This window comes from Frankia sp. AgKG'84/4 (assembly GCF_023242965.2).
Classification (GTDB): Bacteria; Actinomycetota; Actinomycetes; order Frankiales; family Frankiaceae; genus Frankia.
Genome location: NZ_JALKFU020000045.1, coordinates 1 through 18658, shown reverse-complemented (window position 1 = coordinate 18658; position 18658 = coordinate 1). Strand labels below are relative to the sequence as shown.

The 18658-nt window shown below is 68.4% G+C and carries 16 protein-coding genes, 1 tRNA gene and 1 CRISPR repeat array; of the genes, 3 read left to right on the top strand and 14 right to left on the bottom strand.

Going from position 1 to position 18658, the window contains the following annotated elements; translation table 11 throughout:
* Positions 1-101 precede the first annotated feature (101 nt).
* A CRISPR array of direct repeats spans positions 102-1176; the repeat unit is 29 nt; unit sequence ATTGCGATCCCTCAAAGGGATATGACGAC.
* A gap of 178 nt (positions 1177-1354) precedes the next feature.
* Genes cas2 through MXD58_RS05665 form a run of 8 tightly spaced genes read right to left on the bottom strand, consistent with a single transcriptional unit; the run spans position 1355 to position 9270 of the window.
* Positions 1355-1618 (bottom strand): CRISPR-associated endonuclease Cas2, encoded by a 264-nt coding sequence (cas2, locus tag MXD58_RS05700; protein ID WP_248839540.1) that lies wholly within the window; start codon positions 1616-1618, stop codon positions 1355-1357.
* 3 nt (positions 1619-1621) lie between these two features.
* The gene (gene cas1b, locus MXD58_RS05695; protein ID WP_248839541.1) at positions 1622-2602 is read right to left on the bottom strand and encodes a type I-B CRISPR-associated endonuclease Cas1b; all 981 of its coding nucleotides are present in this window, start codon (positions 2600-2602) and stop codon (positions 1622-1624) included.
* A gap of 4 nt (positions 2603-2606) precedes the next feature.
* Entirely contained in the window at positions 2607-3101 is a 495-nt protein-coding gene (locus MXD58_RS05690) for a CRISPR-associated protein Cas4 (protein ID WP_248839542.1), read from the bottom strand.
* Positions 3101-5551, bottom strand: coding sequence for a CRISPR-associated helicase Cas3' (cas3, locus tag MXD58_RS05685; protein WP_248839543.1), 2451 nt, complete (start codon positions 5549-5551; stop codon positions 3101-3103). Before cas3 ends, MXD58_RS05690 begins: the two co-directional genes overlap by 1 nt.
* Entirely contained in the window at positions 5548-6258 is a 711-nt protein-coding gene (gene cas5 / locus MXD58_RS05680; protein ID WP_248839544.1) for a CRISPR-associated protein Cas5, read from the bottom strand. The genes cas3 and cas5 overlap by 4 nt, the downstream gene beginning before the upstream one ends.
* Positions 6255-7301, bottom strand: coding sequence for a type I-B CRISPR-associated protein Cas7/Cst2/DevR (gene cas7i / locus MXD58_RS05675; RefSeq protein ID WP_248839545.1), 1047 nt, complete (start codon positions 7299-7301; stop codon positions 6255-6257). The genes cas5 and cas7i overlap by 4 nt, the downstream gene beginning before the upstream one ends.
* Complete coding sequence (locus tag MXD58_RS05670; protein WP_248839546.1) at positions 7298-8764, bottom strand: hypothetical protein; 1467 nt, start codon at positions 8762-8764, stop codon at positions 7298-7300. Before MXD58_RS05670 ends, cas7i begins: the two co-directional genes overlap by 4 nt.
* Positions 8761-9270, bottom strand: a complete 510-nt coding sequence (locus MXD58_RS05665) for a CRISPR-associated endoribonuclease Cas6 (protein WP_248839547.1) — start codon at positions 9268-9270, stop codon at positions 8761-8763. Before MXD58_RS05665 ends, MXD58_RS05670 begins: the two co-directional genes overlap by 4 nt.
* 807 nt (positions 9271-10077) lie before the next feature.
* Here MXD58_RS05665 and MXD58_RS05660 point away from each other — a divergent pair.
* Positions 10078-11184 carry an integrase core domain-containing protein gene (locus MXD58_RS05660; protein WP_248839548.1) on the top strand — a complete coding sequence of 369 codons (1107 nt, stop codon included), beginning with the start codon at positions 10078-10080 and terminating at the stop codon, positions 11182-11184.
* Positions 11185-11557: 373 nt separating this feature from the next.
* Here MXD58_RS05660 and MXD58_RS05655 read toward each other — a convergent pair.
* The 6 genes from MXD58_RS05655 to MXD58_RS05625 form a co-directional block, all read right to left on the bottom strand.
* Positions 11558-11633: transfer RNA gene (locus tag MXD58_RS05655), tRNA-Thr, on the bottom strand.
* A gap of 214 nt (positions 11634-11847) precedes the next feature.
* The gene (locus MXD58_RS05650) at positions 11848-13011 is read right to left on the bottom strand and encodes a hypothetical protein (RefSeq protein ID WP_248839549.1); all 1164 of its coding nucleotides are present in this window, start codon (positions 13009-13011) and stop codon (positions 11848-11850) included.
* A gap of 25 nt (positions 13012-13036) precedes the next feature.
* Entirely contained in the window at positions 13037-14485 is a 1449-nt protein-coding gene (locus MXD58_RS05645; protein WP_308301911.1) for a tyrosine-type recombinase/integrase, read from the bottom strand.
* Positions 14486-14612: 127 nt separating this feature from the next.
* On the bottom strand, positions 14613-14834 hold the full coding sequence (locus tag MXD58_RS05640) for a DNA-binding protein (RefSeq protein WP_250609090.1): 222 nt from the start codon (positions 14832-14834) through the stop codon (positions 14613-14615).
* A gap of 279 nt (positions 14835-15113) precedes the next feature.
* Complete coding sequence (locus MXD58_RS30125; protein ID WP_284677917.1) at positions 15114-15974, bottom strand: TRM11 family SAM-dependent methyltransferase; 861 nt, start codon at positions 15972-15974, stop codon at positions 15114-15116.
* On the bottom strand, positions 15971-16591 hold the full coding sequence (locus MXD58_RS05625) for a hypothetical protein (protein ID WP_248839552.1): 621 nt from the start codon (positions 16589-16591) through the stop codon (positions 15971-15973). The genes MXD58_RS30125 and MXD58_RS05625 overlap by 4 nt, the downstream gene beginning before the upstream one ends.
* 420 nt (positions 16592-17011) lie before the next feature.
* On the opposite strand from MXD58_RS05625, the gene MXD58_RS05620 reads away from it, so the two are divergent.
* The gene (locus MXD58_RS05620; protein WP_248839553.1) at positions 17012-17758 is read left to right on the top strand and encodes a hypothetical protein; all 747 of its coding nucleotides are present in this window, start codon (positions 17012-17014) and stop codon (positions 17756-17758) included.
* Complete coding sequence (locus MXD58_RS05615; RefSeq protein ID WP_248839554.1) at positions 17755-18471, top strand: pilin; 717 nt, start codon at positions 17755-17757, stop codon at positions 18469-18471. The genes MXD58_RS05620 and MXD58_RS05615 overlap by 4 nt, the downstream gene beginning before the upstream one ends.
* The last annotated feature ends 187 nt before the right edge of the window (positions 18472-18658 follow it).

Here is an 18658-nt window from a genome sequence, read left to right as displayed (position 1 = left end):
GTCTCGGAGCGACACACCCGCACCCCGGACGATCAACCAGCCGCTCCCGATCTACACCACGCAGTGGGACTCACCCCCATCACCTCCGGGCGGCTCATGATATTGCGATCCCTCAAAGGGATATGACGACTCACGACCCGCCAGACGTGGTGCGTCGGCCAACCGGATTGCGATCCCTCAAAGGGATATGACGACCCCGGCCACGCAGGCCGCCGACCAGGCATCGCTGGTCATATTGCGATCCCTCAAAGGGATATGACGACGCCGTCGAGAACTCCCAGTGGGGCAACGGGCCGTTCAAATTGCGATCCCTCAAAGGGATATGACGACCGGTGGCAGGCGCGTTCGTAGTCGCCGTAGCGCAGGTATTGCGATCCCTCAAAGGGATATGACGACGCGGACTATCCCCCATGGCATCGGACACGTTCAGTGAATTGCGATCCCTCAAAGGGATATGACGACCGCGTCCCGTGGGAGTACGACGGCGGGTTTTGGGACTCATTGCGATCCCTCAAAGGGATATGACGACGTGCGACGGCGTCCCGGGCGTCAGCCCGGGCCGCCCATTGCGATCCCTCAAAGGGATATGACGACCACGGGTCGTACGCGCTCACCCGCGCGCACATCGTATTGCGATCCCTCAAAGGGATATGACGACACCTGAAGACCTCGACCAAGGATCCGGTGGGGGCTATTGCGATCCCTCAAAGGGATATGACGACGATGTCCCCCATGACGTCCACACGTCGGTCGGCTCGTATTGCGATCCCTCAAAGGGATATGACGACGTGGGCGGCGGCGGAACTCGCCGCCCACGGAACCCCATTGCGATCCCTCAAAGGGATATGACGACGGTAAACAGCCGGCCGGCTGTGGTGTTCACCGCGGATTGCGATCCCTCAAAGGGATATGACGACGTGGTCGGGCCCCACACTGCCCGGCGAGGTCCGCGTATTGCGATCCCTCAAAGGGATATGACGACGACTCCCTTTCCCCGGAAAAAGATCATCGAGTGGATATTGCGATCCCTCAAAGGGATATGACGACCCAGTCGCGCTCGGCCAGCGCCAGCAGCGCGCCGGATTGCGATCCCTCAAAGGGATATGACGACCGCCCTCGGGATCCTTCACGGCCACCTGGAGGTCACATTGCGATCCCTCAAAGGGATATGACGACCCGAGTGTAAACGTGCAGGTCGGACGGCGTGTCATGGCGTGCTGGCGGGGTGCTGGTGCAGCGGACCTCTGGTTTGTCGCTGCGGGCGGGAGGTTTACTGCAAAGTCGACGGAGCGTCACGATCAATATCTGTGTGTAGTTGACGAGGGTGCGGGTCGTCCGGTGGGTGGCGACTGGTTCAGATGATGTCAGAGGGTGCGGCCCAGCCGGCGCCGATCGACTCTCGGGCTGCTTGGGTGCCGGGGGGCAGGGTGTAGAGCAGAACGTGGTCGTGGTCGTGCTTGATGATCCCGGTGATGGTGGTGCGGAAGCGGAGCAGTTGGGCGGGTGTAAGGTTGCCTTCGAAGACGCTGCGCTGGACGTGGTGCAGGTACTGCCGGCAGGTTTTGAGTATCTGTGGGTTGCGTTCTGCGGCGGTGTCGTAGACGACGATGACGAACATGATCTACCACCAGATTCGGAACGGTTCGTAGGGGACGCCCTCGATGCAGGCTCGGGTGAGTTTTAGTGCTTCGAGGTAGAGCAGCTCGTCGTAGGCAACGGGCCGTCCGAGGGTTCGATGCTTCACGGTGGTTGCCAGGTCGTCGCGGACGGTCTGGATCACCAGTCGGCGGCCCGCTTCGCTGAGCGTGGCGCTGCTAACGGAGGCGTCGAAGTGCGCGGCGGTGAGCTGTCCGCGCCCAGCGAGGCGGAGCAGTAGGCGTTCCGCGAAGAGGGGTTTGAACGGTTCGGCGAGGTCGAGGGCGAGCGAGTGCCGGTGGCGTTCCATGGTGCTGTGCAGGAACGCGATTCCGGAGTGCAGTGGAGTGAGCCGGATGGCGGTGAGGACTCGGGCGTAGACGATTCCGTTGACATAGCTGATGAACGCGTTGCCGGCGTTCGCTGGAGGTCGACGGCTTCGGCCGTTAAGTTGTAGCCATTCGGGTAGTTTCGTGTCGATGACGCCCCAGGCGGTGCGACGAAAGTTTCCTTCTGCGGCCATGAGGGCGCTCGGGGAGTCCGCCAGGAGCGAACCGACCCTCAGGTTCTCGTACGGATCTTTGAGTGCGGCGCGGTCGACGACCCGTCGGACGTTGAATGCCGCGGCCTGCACGAGCCCGCGCGCGATGTCGAGGGAGCGCTGCGGGTCGGTGGCTGTTGCGGCCTGCGCGAGTACGGTCTGACCCGAGGTGTGTTTCTCGGCGGGCAGTATGGCGCCAGCGTAGTCGCCGTAGTAGCTGAGTAGATGAACACCGATCCCGTGCTGGTTGAGCAGGGTCATGACGGCGCTGTTGATGTCGACGGGTGCTGCCGCGACGATATCGCGGACATCGGTGACGGGAACGTGGACCTTGCTACCGTCTTCTCGTTCGATGACGAGGGAGGAGTCCTTGCGGCGAATCCGGCAGGGAGACGTCAACCAGTAGGTGCGAGCGGCTTGGGGCATGGTGCTATTCCGTCCAGCAGTAGTCGATGAAGCTGCACCCCTTGCAGGCCGCTCGTTCCAGCCGTGGGGGCGAGCTGGCGGTGCTGACGACGTCGATGACGGTCGCGACGTCACGCGATGCGGCGGTGCGGTGTTCGTCGTCGAAGGGGATGCGGATGGTGCGCCGTGTGGGCCGGTAGTGCAGGACCGCTCCGCGTGCCTCGACGCCGAGTTCGGTCAGGCGTAGGCAGTAGTGCATGGCCTGGGCTTCGTCTGCCGCTGTGGGGTGCCGTGACGACTTCACTTCGTGGACCCACAGCTCGCCGTCGAGATGGTCGAGTTTCGCCGAGCCGAGGTCGACCTCGCGGTAGCGGTCGTAGGACGTCTCGTGGACGGCTTCGCCGAGGCGGACGCGTTCGCTGAGATGCTCGGGGCGTATTCCTCGGGCGAACAACCAGAGCTGGCGGCGGCAGTGATGCAGGTATTTGACGTGGACGCCGCCGACATCGGTCGCGTCCATCAGATCAGCTCGCCGGGCGCGTACTTCTCCGCTTGCGGTCCTCGGATCTCGAGCAGGCCGCGGTCGGGGTCGTAGGTTCCGTCGATGATGTGGATGCCGAGTTCGCGCTCCCAGCGGGCGATTTTCGCGCCGAACGCCGGCAGTGGGATCAGGAGGTCCGCCGCCAGCAGCCGGCCGGTTGCGGCGGTGCCGTCTGACGTGAGCAGCGTCCGGTAGTCGTCGAGGTCGTCGGTAAGGATTCCCTCGGTGCCGTTGAAACACTCGTCGAAGTCGTCGGCCAGATGCCCGCGGTCGTCGAAGGGGTAGGCGAAGTACAGGAACGCGGACGCGAAGGCTGCCCGGTGGCTGCGCACTTCGTCGGCCCAGCGGTCACCCCAGGGGCTGGCGTAGACGGTGTCGAGCCAGGTCGTGAGGGCGGCCTCGGTGATGGTCTGTCCGTCATGCCCGGCGAGGAGAGACCAGGCCGCTTCGGTCGGCTCCTGTTTGTAGACGCCGTCGGCGAACAGGTCCGTCGCATTGCCTCGCCGTGGGCGAAGGTCCGGTCGGCAGATGACGACGTCGGCGGGGGGTCTCGTTCCGGCGCGGTTGACCCGGCCGAATCGTTGGGCGAGCGCGTCGAGGGGGGCACATGACGTGATCAGTATGTCGAAGTCGACGTCGAGGGAGACCTCGACGGCCTGAGTGCCCACCATCAGTCCTGCTGGTCGGGGGCCCGGCTGGCCCGAGCCGTAGCGGCTGTTGATGGCACGTTCGATGCGGCTGCGGTCGCCTCGGCGGAACCTGGAATGCAGGAGCAGCGCGCTGGCGGGCGAGAACGTTGCCAGCTCCTCGAACAGCGTCTGGGCGTCTTTGACGTTGTTGGCGACGATCAGAACGGACTGTCCGGCTGCCAGACGCTCCCGTGCCAGTGAGAGCGCGGCGGGCCCGGTGAGGTGGCCGTCGATGGTTCTGATTCGGTGGCGGACCGGCGCTGCCGTGGGATCGGCGTGGATCACGGTCGGTTCCCGGTCGAGGGCCTCGGAAAGCAGATCCACCAGCCGGCTTGGGAGCGTCGCCGACAGTACCCCGATCCGGCTGCCGAGTTTCGTCCACAGCTCGACCATGGCCAGCAGGTAGCCCAGGCGCCGGGGGTCGTAGGCGTGCAGTTCGTCCAGCAGGAACACGGAGTTGGCACTGTCGAGCAGCACTGCGCTGTGCGTCGGGCCGGCAAGCGCACCGCGGAGCTGCTGGTAGGGTGTCCCGACCCGGACGGTCTCCGCGAACAGCCGAGTCGCGGCGGCACGCGCGACGGCCTTCGAGGCCGCCGCCAGCCGTGCCCGCGCGTCGTCACTGGCGTCGTTGTCGTCGCGCAAACTGCCGTCGTCGGTCTCGTCGCACAGCGAGCGGGACAAATAGTAGGAGGCAGCCCGGGAGTGGCTGACCCCGATCAGGTTTTCATCGTTCACCTCGTTCTCGGCGAGGCGGCGGGCCATGGCGTTGATCGAGGCGAGGTACGGCAGTGAGTAGAACAGCCGAGGCACCCCGCCGTGCTCGGCGCGGAGCCCTTCGACCTGCCGCGACGCCCACAGCAGTCCGCCTTCGGTCTTGCCCGATCCGGTCCAAGCACGTAGGACGAGGTGGCCGTCGACCGCGGCGGCGGCGAGCTGATGGGGGTGCGCAGAGCGGCCGGCGGCGGTGAGCCGGGCCATGAGGCGATCGGGGTAGGAGCCGTCGAACGGCTGATCAACATGCAGCTGACCGTGGGCGCTGGACACACGGTCGGCCATGGTCACGGCGCCCTGCAGCAAGATCGCGCCCAGGCCCTGGTCGGAGCGGCGCTCGTCGACAGCCCAGTCGAGAACATTGTGGAGGAGTCGATGGGTGTCGTCGGCGATCGAGGCTGCGGGAGTGGTGCTCGGACCGGGCGGATCCACCCCGTCATACAGCCCAGCGGCGTGCGCTCGGGCGCGAAACCAGTCGATCAGCGCGGCGGCGACGGTGTCGTTCCAGGGGCCGAGGACATCGGAGAGCTGGCTCGCGTCAAAACCGTCGTACATCGTCGCGACGGTCCGCGGCCCGTGTCCGTCGTTGCGGTGCAGGGCTCGGTGGTGGGTGAGCACGCCCGCCGCCACCCAGTGCGGTCCGTCGTTGGCCGGCTCGGGGACCAGATGTGGGAGGAAACCGAGGGAGAGCACCTCGTGCCGGTGGCCCCACGGGATTCCTCCCCGCAGCATCCGCTGGAAGCCCTCGGCGATCTTGCCGGCGTCGTGGGTCAGCGCGGCCCACGCGGCGAACCACCAGAACCGGGCGCTGAGCACGTCGTCGTACAACCGGAGCCGACCGATACGGCGCTGGACCTCCCGCAGTGCCGTGAGGGTCGCGGCTGAATGCGCCGTGAGCGTCTCGCCGGCTGGCATCGCCCGTGACGACGACTTGGCGAGCAGGGCGACCAACGAGTCGGGTTCGGTCATCGCGGTCGCTGGTTCTCGGCATGCCAGGGGTGTACGGACGACAGCAGATGGACGAGGCGACCATCCGCTGTGGCGAGCGCGTTGTCCACGACAGCGGACGACCGTGTCGTCCCGGCGCTCGACCCGACGGAGGGATGGTGGCGGTAGGCGCCCCAGCGGATCCGTGCCCGGTCCCGGCTGATAGCAGTGGGAAGCTGCATCAACAGGCCGTGGCCCCTCGCACCGGAAGCATCGTCCGCGACGAGAGCACCGCCGGTCAGCGCCTGGCCGCGGTGGAGACAAACGGAGAGGGTGCGCGCAGTGGCGAGGTCCTGGCTACGCCCCAGTCGCAGCGGCCACACCGGCCGGCGGAAACGCCGTGCCCACCGCTCGACGTCGTCGACCAGCCAGATCGTCAGCTCGGCGCCATAGAGGAAATGCCGGTCGCGGGGCACCGGATCACCCCACTTCCCAGCGAGCAGAGGATGGTAGGTCTCGAGGTCGACGCCCGTTGCGCGCGCGGTGAACGCCATCCCGAAACGGATGTCCCGGTCGACCACGTCCCAGCCGCCCGCGACGGCGGCCAGAAGCCCGCCCACCGTCGAGGGCGGCGGGCAGGGCAGGCTCGGTGCGACCGACGAGAACAGCGGATCGCGGAAGGAGACGACCGGTGCGGTGACGGTCACCTCAAGCACGACGCCCCCCACCAGCGGGTCCATGCTCGTCATGATGTCGGGTCGTCGAACCAGTGATCGTGCGTGCCGTCTTCGATCTGGTCCGCGAGGTCGCCGAACACCGTCCGCGGGTGACCGAGGACGACTGCTTCCCTCTCACCCTCAAGCTTTTCCACCGTCTTCAGCCGGTCCGCCGCGATTTCCCGGCCGTCACCGAGAAAACCAGGCGCCCATCCGATGTGGACAGGCCCGTCGAGTTCCTCGCGCCAGGCGGCCAGTTCCTCAAGGAACACGTCGCTGTTGAAGACGACCTGGCCGTCACGGAGGCCGAAGACCCGGGTGAACGGGTTGATACCGCCCTTGATCGGGGCGAGCAGCACAAACGCCGGGCTCCGGTCGCCGTAGTGCAGAGCCTTCTTGGCGCCACCGCGGACCTCCGTCAGCGTGCGCAGCAGCAGCGCGGCGCGCCGCCGACGCTCGCTGATCGACAGCCGCAGCGCCGAGTTCCCACGAAACGCCAATCGTTCGGCGCCGGCCGCCGCGACCTCTGCCGCGGCGTCCTTGTGCAGCGCGACCTTGAACCCGGAGCCTTCCGTCTCGAACGTGCCGATCCGCGGCAGATCGAGCAGGACATCACCGGCCAGTTCGGCGGTGTACAGCTCATGGTTGTGAATCACCGGGTTCTCGCCGGCCTGGAAGCCACGGCTCATCGTGCCGAAATCCTGGGTCGGGCGGCGAGGCGCCACCGACAGCAGGGTACCGGTGGCGAAGACGGTGTCCCGTTGGCTCGACGCGCCGTCCTTCCCCTTCTGCGCCACCATGTACCCGAACAGGTCATCGTCGAAGAACCGGTCCGGGCGCCCCTTCGTGAACGCCTGCTGGCTCTTCCCGGTCCCGCTGCGGATCACCTCCGACCGTGCCTCGCCCACCGGCGCAGAATCCCTCAGCCAGCGACGAAACGCCTGGGCGGAGACATAGGGATACTCGTCCCGACCCACCCGGACCTTCTTGACCTGGCCGACGTTGTCGCGACCCTCACCGTTGTTCGGCGCGCCAGCCTTGATGTCCAGCGCGATCTTGCCCACCAGGTACGTCATGCCCCCGCCTCGTCGTCCAGCTCGTTGTCGTTGTGGAAGTCCGCCGCCTCCCCGAGCTCCGCTGCCTTCTGCACCGCGTCCGGCGGCGGCCACGTCGGGTGGCTGTGGAGGGCTTCGAGGACCGCGACGACCAGCAGGCGTCGGTAGAGCCAGCCCTGGCCGTCGAAATCGAACAGCAGCCGGAACTGCGCCGCGGTGTAAAACGGATCGCCGCTGGGCGTTGCCGCACCCTTGCGGCCGAGGGTCGCCAGCAGCGACTCCCGCTCAAGCCAGCTCATCAGGCCCGACGCCTTCACCGATTGGTGTCGGAACGTGGTCAGCGCACCGGCCCTCTCCTCGGCCGCGATCCGCGCGGCGATGTTGCCGGCGAGCGTCTCGACCAGCTCGATGTCTGCCTGGTTCACCTGCATCACCTCTCGTACGAACGAGCAGCACAGTGCCGCCAGGCTCCTGTCGAAATGGACCACTGCCCGCAAGCCGTCCGCAGCCGTCAACCGGGATGTGGCGACGACGAAGATCCGGGTAGGTCGGTGGAACGCGTCGTATGCGAGCGGACGCGACCCGTGCAGCTTCTTGTCGGTGTACGCGGCAACGAGCCGCTGCCAGCCACGCTTCCGCGCGGGGTCACGCAAGGTCGTCCGCAGCCACTCGGCCAGGGGAACCCCGAGGCTGTGACGACTCAGCGACGCCCCTCTGTTGTCGTTGCTGAACACCAGCAATTCAACATCAGCGGCGAGCGGGTGATCATAGTCGCGCAGGCGGCGCAGCACCGTCAGCTCATGCTCGTTCGGCTTCGACTTCCCCGGATCGCTACCGGTGACGATGCGCCGATAGGTCGCGTCCAGCTGCCTCATCACGCTGCGCCGGACGAACTGGTCCTCCCAGCTGTGGACCACGGAACTCGGGCCGCCCGTCAGCCGCGCCGCGTAGGGCAGCGCGTGAAAGCAGCACACACAGGGCCAACACAGAGCGAGACCGCCGTGCCCAGACGGCACCGCGTTGTGCACCCCCGCCGCCTCGATAAGCGGCACATCCACCTTGCCATGGAACGCCACCGCGTCCCGCCCGCACAGCGCGCACGGCACCCCCGGCCAGGTGGCAGGATCGGGCATCGTCCGCCAAGCCGAGATCCGCGCGTTGTTCTCGCCCCGCGTCCGCTTACCGAGCGTCGGCCGGTGGTTCATCGGGGAATTCGGGAAAAACGCGCCGCTGGCCTTGAGCCAGAAACTGCCCACCCCGACCCGGCCCGCCTCGGCCGCGTTCTCCGCGTCCCGCACCATCACGCTGACCGCAGCGGCCAGTTCCTCGGGTAGAACATCTGCGGGCGACTTCGCATCGGCGAGCTCGCCCGTCGTCGCCTTCGCGGCGAGCGCGGCCAAGGCATAGGCACCCACCCGCTGCAACGGATGCGCCGTGAGCACAACACTCGCCTGATCCCCGACCTGCCGGATCAGCGTGCTCACGCCACCACCCACCCGAACCCCGCCGACGTCGCCTGCCCCAGACCCCACGACCACAACGCGCGCAGCGTCTCCGGCGCACCGGAAAGATCCACCTCGACGGCGGCACCTGGCTTGTGCCCCTTCGCCGTCGCCATACTTCGCCGGGGGCCAACCCAGGTGATGGCCTCCAGCGCGACGTCGGCATCGAGGCCGAGCGACTCGGCCTTACGCCGCAGGCTCTGCGCGAAGTACCCCGGCCACTCGACATCGCTGGGAACGAGAAATGCCTGCCGAGTCGTCCGGACACCGTCAGGACCCCGACCAGAACCCTTCATGACCACCGGAGTCGCCGTCCGAAACCTGCCCCGCCCCGACTCGAACGACGGCGACTCGACGAGATCCACAGCCTCCACCCGCAAGGCCGTGCCACCCCAGTCCAACACGGGGGTCTCCAGGAGCACCTTGGCCCACGCCTCAACGAGAACCCGCAGCGGGCTGCCGATCTCCACATACCCGGGGCCATCCACGGCATACCGACCCGGAGCCCGCGTCGCGCGCGGAAAAGTCGGCGGACCGAAACCGAACGGCGCCATGCGATGCCGGCCCCAGCCCTCATCGTGAATGCGCCCCGCGACCTCAGGCTCGACCTGCCGAAGCAGGTCGTAACACACGCCGCGCCCCGGACCGAGCACATCGCGCCAGTCCAGCTCACGCGCCCTCGTGCACACCGCCACTCTGAGGCGCACCAGAGTCCCCCCGGATGTAGTCACGTACCGAAACCAATCTGATGCCGTAGATGACGACGGCGACCGGGCCATCATGCACCACATGTCCGACATCCCCGCACACCCCGTGCAAGCGGGGCGACCGCTAGGAGCGACTACCCGTCGCCTCGGCTACCAGCCGGAGGCGAGGGTTTCCCTCGGAGGGAGAATGATCAGTGTCCATTCGCCGAGGAACTCGACTTGCGGACGTGATTGCGAAGCCTCATAGGCAGGCGAATCCTACCCACGCCCGGTCCGGCGCACGGAGCCCTAGTCGATGATCTTCATCGCCCAGGCGATGAGCAGGCGGGTGATCACTCCGACAGCTAGTCGTCGAGCAAGACGCCACACTCTCGGCTTCAGAGGGAATCCAGTCCTGCACCGTGCTGTGCCTGCATGTCGAGTCTCCATCGCTCCCCGTTCATGTTCGGTACTGCGCCGGCTCACCGTACCAGCTTTGGAATTCTCTACTTACGTACATGCGACTATCAGCGAGGCGGCGAGGCGCCACAGCCGGTCAGTCCGGCGTGTGGGGCTCCAGAACCCTGATTTGGGCGGTGACCTGCATGTTTGCCTGCGGGACGGGGCCCGTGTCGGGCAGGCTGGATGGTCATGGTGTGGTCCCTGCTCTACGCCCTGACACGCAACGCTCTCGGACTGATGCTGCTCCGGATGCGTGGGGACACCGTGAAGGAGGTGGAGCTCCTTGTCCTGCGACACCAGGTGGCGGTGCTGCGACGGCAGGTCCACCGTCCGACGTTGGAACCCGCGGATCGGGTGATCCTCGCAGCCCTGTCCCGGCTCCTGCCCCGGGCTCGGTGGGGTTCGTTTTTCGTCACCCCGACCACCGTGCTGCGCTGGCACCGTGAGCTCCTCGCACGCACATGGACCTACCCACGCAAGACGTCCGGTCGGCCGCCGGTCCACCGGGAGATCCGCGAGCTGATTCTGCGACTCGCGCGGGAGAACCCGACCTGGGGCCACCGCCGGATCCAGGGAGAACTGATCGGGCTGGGCTACTCGGTTAGGGTCGCCACCGTCTGGCGGATCCTGCACCGCGCCGGCGTCGACCCAGCGCCGCGGCGAGCCGACGCCTCCTGGCGGACGTTCCTGTCCGCGCAGGCATCCGGCCTGCTGGCCTGCGATTTCTTCACGGTGGACACCGTGTTCCTGCAACGGATCTACGTGTTCTTCGTCGTCGAACACGCCACCCGCCATGTCCATGTCCTCGGGATCACGAAGCACCCGACCACGGCCTGGGTCACCCAGCAGGCACGGAACCTGCTGATGAATCTCGAGGAGGGCAGCCACCGATTCCGGTTCCTCCTCCGTGACCGCGACACGAAATTCACGGCTTCCTTCGACGCTGTCTTCACCGGGGCCGGCATCGACGTGGTACGCACACCGCCACAAGCCCCGCAGGCGAACGCGATCGCGGAACGCCGGGTCGGCACCGTCCGCCAGGAATGCACCGACAGGCTGCTGATCGTCTCCGAACGGCACCTGACATCGGTCCTCGACAGCTACGCCGAGCATTTCAACACCCACCGGCCTCACCGCTCCCTCGGCCAGCACCCGCCCGACTCGCCACCCGTGGTCGCCCCGACGTCGGAGTCCACCATCCGTCGCACACGTATCCTCGACGGGTTGATCAACGAGTATCGCAACGCCGCCTGACACCTCCCAGTGAAGGCCGCATCAACCGCAAAAGGCCAGCTCACAGGCCGAATCGGGATTCTGGAGTCCACAGGCCAAGGCGACCCATGCCCCGCGCTCTCCGGCATGATCGGTATCGCGGCCCGTGACGACGCCTCGTGCTCGATGTGGTCAGGGACACCGGCCCACCGCGCGCGCTCACCATCGCCCGGCTTCGGCAGGTCCGCAGCTTGCCCATCGGCGACGACGCGGCAATCCTCAGGGCCTCGGATCTTCCCGAGGACCACTGCCAGGCAAATCCACCACCACTAGTTACTGAAAGTGATGATAAGCGTGAGATCGAGATCTTGCCTGGCTGGTCCGATCGGCGAAAGTGCCTGCGCCCCAGTCACTTTGGAGCCGGCGAGGGGACTCGAACCCCTAACCCCTCGATTACAAGTCGAGAGCGCTGCCAATTGCGCCACACCGGCGAGTGCTCTGACGATACCTGACATGGGGTGGCGGCAGGCTCGGGCGAGCTCGCCTTCGGTGATCGTACTGGGTGTGCCGTCCTGCGGGCCACTGTCTGGGGGGTGGGAGGGCTGCCCCCGCTGCCGAACGCACCGCGCTCTGAATGTTCGGTGGTGCTGAGGGTGGTGCGCCGGCGGGGTGAGAGCAGCGGCGAGGCGGGCCTGCGGCGGGGGTCTACCGGTCCCAGAGGCGGACGGTGGGTTGGGTGCGCCAGGGGGCGCCGTCGGGGCCGCGGACGTGGCCGGCGACGATCTGTTCGTCGTGGGTGCAGCCGCCGTCGGCGTGGGCGCGGGGGTTCAGGCAGGTGTTGCGCCGGTACGGTGCGACCCGCACCCGGTAGTCGCTTCCGGCCGGGCGGGGCTCGGGGGTGGCGGGTGGTGCGTCACGGTGGTGGGGATGGACGCGGATGACGCGGACGTCGCCGGGGGTGAGGTGCTGGCGGGTGTCGCGTCGGCGGCCGGCGCGGTCGCGGGGCAGGGTTTCGATCTCGGTGAGGGCGAGACCACCGGTCTGGCTGATCATCTGCCAGGCGGTGTAGACGACGTCCGCCCAGACCGGGGCGTCGGGTGGGCGGGATTGCGCCAGCGGTACGCCGAGCGGCAGCAGGGTCTCGTTGTCCCAGGTGAGTGGGGCTAGGAGACGCGCTGCCTCGGTGAGTTCGCCTGCGGTGACGACGCCGAGGGAGCTGGTGGTGATCGGGGTGTGTGGGGGGAGTTGCGCCCAGCTGGCGGCGGCCGGGGTGTAGAACGTCAGCCAGATGGCCTGGGTGCCGGGCGGGATCGGCGTGTGGTGTCCGTCGCCGTGGTGGTTGAGCCAGACGACCCCGGTGCCTGGTGGCGCGTCGCGGTCGGGGGTCCACAGCGACCAGGAGACCGCGACGATCGGGATGTCGAGGGTGGTGGGGGCGGCGGGGGCGCGCTGGGCGCCGTAGGGGGTGAACACGTCGTCGCTGCTCTGGGAGTAGCTGCCGATGGGGGCGGCGAACAGCATCAGTCCGGTGGGGGCGGGCAGTCGGCGGGCGCTGACGGGTTCGGCGGGTGGGGTGGCGGCGGCGGCGTGTGCCCAGGCGGTCATCTCGGCGGTGACGTAGTAGAGGGCGGCGTCGGTCAGCCGGTCGACTTCGCCGCGGGCGAGGATGGCGGCGGCGGCGGTGGGGCTGGCGGGGGTGGTGGCCGGGGCGAGTGTGGTGTGCCCGGTGCGGATCATCTCGGCGAGCATGAGGTGTCCGATCGGGCTGGCGATGTGCTCGCGCATGCGTGGCCGCCAGTCCGCGAGTTCGCGGGGCGCCGGGGGTGTCCACGCGGCTGCCGCGGCGGGCGTCGTCTCCTGATCGTGCATGGTGGGTGGTCCTTCGGGGCCGGGGTCAGGCGGTGCGGGAGGTTGGGCGGGCGCGGGGGATGAGCCGGGCGACGTTTTCGGCGATGGCGGTGGAGAGTTCGGGCAGCACGTGGGTGTAGGTGTCGGCGGTGATGGCGATGGAGGAATGACCGAGGAGGTCCTGGACGGTTTTGAGGTCGGCGCCCGCGGCGAGCGCGAGGGTGGCGGCGAGGTGGCGCAGATCGTGGACGCGGACGGGTGGTAGGCCGGCGTCTTTGACGAGTGCGGTGAAATCCCGCCGGACATGGTCGGGGTTGAGTGCGCTGCCGTCGTTCTGGGTGAACACCAGGCCGGTGTCGGTCCAGTCGCGGCCGGCGGCGAGGCGGCGGGCGTGCTGGGCGCGGCGATGTTGGCGGAACGCTTTCGCGAGGTCCGCGTCGAGGCTGATGGTGCGATCACCCGCGTCGGATTTCGGTTTCCGCATGCCGTAGCGGGCGGTGATCTGCCAGCGGATCGTCGCGGAGAACGGCGGCGTGTCGATCGCGAGGTCAGTCCAGTGCAGGCCGCAGGCTTCCCCGCGCCGGGGCCCTCGCTGGGCGATGAGGCGGTACAGCAGCGTCGGGGTCAACCCCTCGTAATCCCCGGTCGCTTCGACGGTGTCGGCGTGGTCGAGGAACCGGCCGGCGAGATCGGGTGTCCAGACCATCACCGCCGAGGGGACGAGGTCGCCTTCCAACCAGCCGACGACCCGTTCGGAGGTCCACAACACCGCCTTGGGTCGCTTCCCGGACGCCAGTTCCACGAATGCCGCTGGGTTCATGGTGATCGTGCCTCGGCGGATCGCGGCGTTGAGCGCGGCCCGCAGGGTCGCCCGGATGCGCTGCTTGTTGGCATCACCGATGACCCGACGTCCTTTGAATTCGAGTTTCTCGGCGGCTGTTCCGTGGGCGCGGACATGGCGGATGGTGTCGTTGCGGGCGTCGATCTGGTCGAACATGTCCTCGACATGTCCGACGGTGAGCAGGTGCAGCGGGATGTCACCGATGTACGGGTTGATGTGGAGACGGATATTGACCTCGTAGCCGTCGTAGGTGGAGGGGGTGATGGTGCGGCGCCCGGCGAGCCAGATCGCGAGCCATTGCCCGACGGTCAGCGTCGGGTTCAGCTCTGTTCGCCGCTGGTATCGGGGCGCGATCAGCTCCGGATCGGGGAGTGCCGTCTTCGCACGGATCGCGGCGACGATCAGACCAGTGATCGACTGCACGGCCGCGTCATCCCCGGACTCGGGGATGACAAGCAGTTTCTCGATACGTCCGAGTTCCCTTTCCGCTTCCGCGCTGGAGGTGAAACCGCCGCGTCGCCGGTGGTTACGTGTCCCGTCCGGTCCGGGTGGCAGGTCGACCGCGTAATACCAGGTTCCATGGCTGGGGCTCCATGTTTTCCCGTCCTTGCGGCGCAGCTTCGGACAGGTCCCATTCAGCCGCTTTCCGGTCACCGGGTCCGTACATCCGCAGCGTTTGAAAACAATGCCGTTCATGTGACATGACCTCGACAATAAATATGGTCCCATAAATCGGGTGGCGAGTGCCGATATCGATTCAGGCTCACGTGTCGGGTGAATGTCAAGCGGTGTTGTCGGATTCTTTGTTTATTCCCAGGTAGGTGTGGATGGCGATGGTCGGAACCTTGTACCTGCCGTCGACCCGGCGGACCTCCACCGGGAACGCGCCTGTTTTGGCGAGTTGATAGCTCTTGGTGCGGCCGATGCCGAGGATCTCCCCGGCGGTGACGATGCTGATGACGGCGGGCAGCTCGCGAATATCCGCCTCGGTCCAAGCCTTCACAAGTCCTCGCAAGAAAAGAGTGGGACGTCGAGGAAGACCCGAGGCACGCCAGCATGGTGGGTGCGCCCCGGCGGTGGACGCACGAGGGCATCCGTCGCCCGCCCCGGGACACGGCTGGCGGCGGACGCGGCGCCCCCGCCGGGGCCGGAGTCGGCCCCGGCGGCGGGTGTCAGGGGTTTCGCCAAGGGACTGTCAGGGCTTTCGCCAACGAACTGTCAGCGCGGCGCCGGACGTCCTCTCCGTCGCGGGACCGGGTGTTGGTGCAGGTCGGGGCTGCTGTCAGTCCGGTCTGGTGGGGGTGCGGAGCAGGAGGATGTCCTCGTGGGCGATGAGGTGCAGGGGGTGGCCGGCGCCGCGGGCGACGCGGATGTTGTGCTGGGCGAAGAACGTCGCCCGGGAGGTAAGGGCGCCGTCGGGGTGGATGGCGGCGAGCAGGGCGGCGGTGCGGGCGTGCAGGTGCAGGCCGGTCTCGTCGGCGAGGTCGACCAGGGCGCCGGGGAGGTCGACCAGCGTCCCGTGGTGGCGGAACGGGCGGACGGCGAGCGCGAGGATCCCGCCCGGGGAAAGCAGCCGGTGCGCGCTGCGGAAAACCGCGGCGAGGCCGTCGAGGAGACCATCGAGGTCGCCGTTAGCGAGGTTCGCGGGGCTGTCGGAATAACGGTAGTCGGTTTTGTGGACGCCCTGCCCGGGGGCGAGGGTGATACTGCCGTGGGTGGCTTGGCCGTAGGGCGGTGAGGTGAGGAGCAGCCCGATCCTGCCGTGATAGGCGGGCGGAATGAGCTGTTCGAGGTGGCGGGCGTCGCCGCGGAAACACCGGCCGGTCCCGGCGGCGCCCTGCTGGGCGGCGAGGCGCAGGTTCGCGCGGGTAAGGGAGATCCAGCGGGATTCCAGGTCGACGCCGAGGCTGCGCCGGCCGAGATGCGCGGCTTCGACGAGTGTGGTGCCGATTCCGCACATCGGGTCGAGCACAACGTCGCCGGGGTTGCTGTAGGCGGCGATGAGGTGGGCGGCGAGGGCGGGCAGCATACGGGCGGGGTGCTGGGTGGAGGTGGGGGTGTACCGGCCGGTGCGCTGCACGCGGGGGTGTTGCTGGCCGGCGGGAATGAGGCTGTAGGCCCGTCGCGGGCTGGTCGAACTCAAAGGCTGTTCCGACCCGGACGGGTGAACACGGCGATGTCGGCGTGGACCCGCAGCGGTGGCAGCGGGCTGGGCAGGGTGGGGTCGTCGGCCGGATCCCAGCCGACGGTCGGGGTCAGAAAGCCCTCGGGCAGCGGAATACCGACGGTGAGCAGATGCTGGGTGTAGGTGAGGCCGGCGGCGCGGGCGGCGGCGACAGTGTCGGTGAGCGGATCGGCGCCGTCGAAAGCAAGGGCGGGGATTCCGATGAGGAGAATCCCGGCGGGTCGCAGGAGGACGGCCAATTTCTCGTAGGTCGCGGCGCGGGTGGTGCGGCTGGTGGCGGCGGTGTGCAGGTCGAGGAGGAGCGCGGCGGCGCCCGCGCGGTGGCCGGTGAGGATATCGGTGCCGGTACGGGTGTTCACGGTGCGGTGGCGACGGCCCGCGGTAATGCACCGGCCGGCGGCCACGGGCGGGACGTCGGTGGCGGAAAGAACCAGGTCGCCGCGGCGGCTGTAGGCGTCGAGAATCCGCCCGAGAACATCGGCGGAGAACGGTTCATCGCTTGAGGTTCGGGTGGTCCATACGGTGAGAGGGACCGGTTCGCGGCCAGGGTCGGTGGTGCCCGGTGTGAACGACACGGCCAGCTCCTTCAGAGAACAACACGGGTTTGCCCTTCGGCCGGCGACAGCGCCGGTGAGAGGCAGTTCCGAGGAAACACCCGTGGTTTGTCTTTTTCCCTGACAGTCCTGACGGATCCGCTGACACCACTTTTCCCTCGCGTGCGGCGGGATGAACTCCGTTCCTGACAGGTCGTTGGCGGATCGGCTGACATGCACTCGCCGCCATCGGTTGCGGGCGCCACCTGTCGCCTTTTCTTTCTGGACTTACGTGCGGAAGAACCGCTGGTCGGGATGCCTGTCTGACAGGTGCGACCGGCCGCCGTCGCACGGGAAACGGCGGTCGCTGTCAGGGGTTTCGACAACGGTGTCAGCGGTTTCACCAAGGCGTTTTGGCTTTCTGGTCTCGCACCGCCTTTGCCGAAGAGTGCGAGGAGACCCGTGAACGAGAATGTGGACGACCGCGAACCGACAGCGTTGGATCTGGCCGGTATCGCGTTCGACGAGGTTCTGACCACCGGACGATGCGTTCTGGAAGGCCGGACCGTGCATCCGGGCCTGCCGGACCGGCCCTTGGGAATAGGTGAACTGCGGCTGCTGCTGAGCCGGCGGTCTTCCCCGCCAGGGCTGCGCGCCGCGGTGTGGAGGGAAATCAGCCTGCGCCAGGACGACGACGGTTGGCTGGTGGCCGCGGTCGGCATCGCGCTGCCGGAACTGCGGCGGATCGCGGACCGCCTCGCCGCCGGGGACAGCCAGATCCGCGCGGATCTCGACGGTGAGGTCCTGACCGGGTTCCTCACCGCCCTGCGCGCCATCCCGCCACGAGCCCCGGGCCTGGCACCGATGTTGACGTGGTCGGCGTTTCGCCACGGCCTGGCCTACGCCTTCGTTCACAGCCCGGACATGCCGACGGGTACCTGCGTGCCGGTGGTGGCGGCGGTGCCGCCCCGCCCGTGGGGGGCGGGGTTGGGTGGGCTGCTCGGCCAGGCGACGCGGACCGGGGTGCTCTCCGGCGCGCAGGCCGAACTGATCCGGGTCGTGCGCGACGAAGGTGTGCCGGTGGCGGTGCTCGCCGCGTCCACGCGGACACCCGCGGAGGAGTGGGCGCTGCGCCTGGCGGTGGCGGAGGGACGGCTGGTCCACGCGGTACTCGCCGGCCGTCTCTCCCCCGAGGAGGCCGGTCGATGAGCAGCCGACCCTCCCCCCTCGTGATGATGCTCGCCAGGGTGATCGACGCGGTCCGCCGCCGTGCCGCCCAGGCCAGCACCGCCGCCCGGCGGCTCCATGACGGCTGGCCGGGGTGGGCACAGCGCCTCACCCTGGGCATGGCGGGACTGGTGCTCGTCGCGGTGGCGACCGGCGGGGCGGTGGGCCTGTCGGTGCTCGCGCGCCGTCTGGGTGTGGCGCCGGTGGTGTCGGTGCGGGTGTGGGGGACGGCGGGGCTGGTACAGCTCGCCGTCGGCGGCGCCCTCGCCGTCGTCCTGGCCACCCTGGACACCGGCGACCCGGGCGATGGCCGGCTGCCCGCGCGCGGCGCCCCGCTCGGGCGGCGGGCACAGGTCGCCGTCGCGACGCTGACGGTGATTGCGGTGGTCGCGGCGGTGCTGCTGGCCGCCGGGGTCGCCCAGGCCGCTGTCGCGCCGCCCGCTCCGGCGCCGGTGCCGTCGGTCGCCAACCTCGACCAGGTCATCGCCAATGCGCGGAACTGGACGATGGGGATCCTCGCGGGGGCCGCGACGCTGTTCGCGTCCACGGGAGCGTTGCGGTACATGGGCGCGAACGGTGATCCGGCCGAGGTCGAACGGGCGAAGGGCGCGTTCAAGTCCGCGGGGGTCGGCTACGCGCTGGCGGTCCTGGCGCCGGTTCTGCTGATCGCGTTGCAATCGGTGGTCGGCGGCTGATGGCCCGGCTGCGAGCGTCGCGCACCCCACCGGCCGGCCCCAGGCGGCGGGTGAAAGTCCGGATGGCTGTGTTCGTTCTCGCCGGCGGGTTGGCGGCCGGCGCGGCCGGGCCGGCGCTCGCGGCCCCCACCCCCGCACCGGCGCCGGCAGCTCCGGCTCCGGCTCCCGCGCCGCCGGTGGCGGGTCC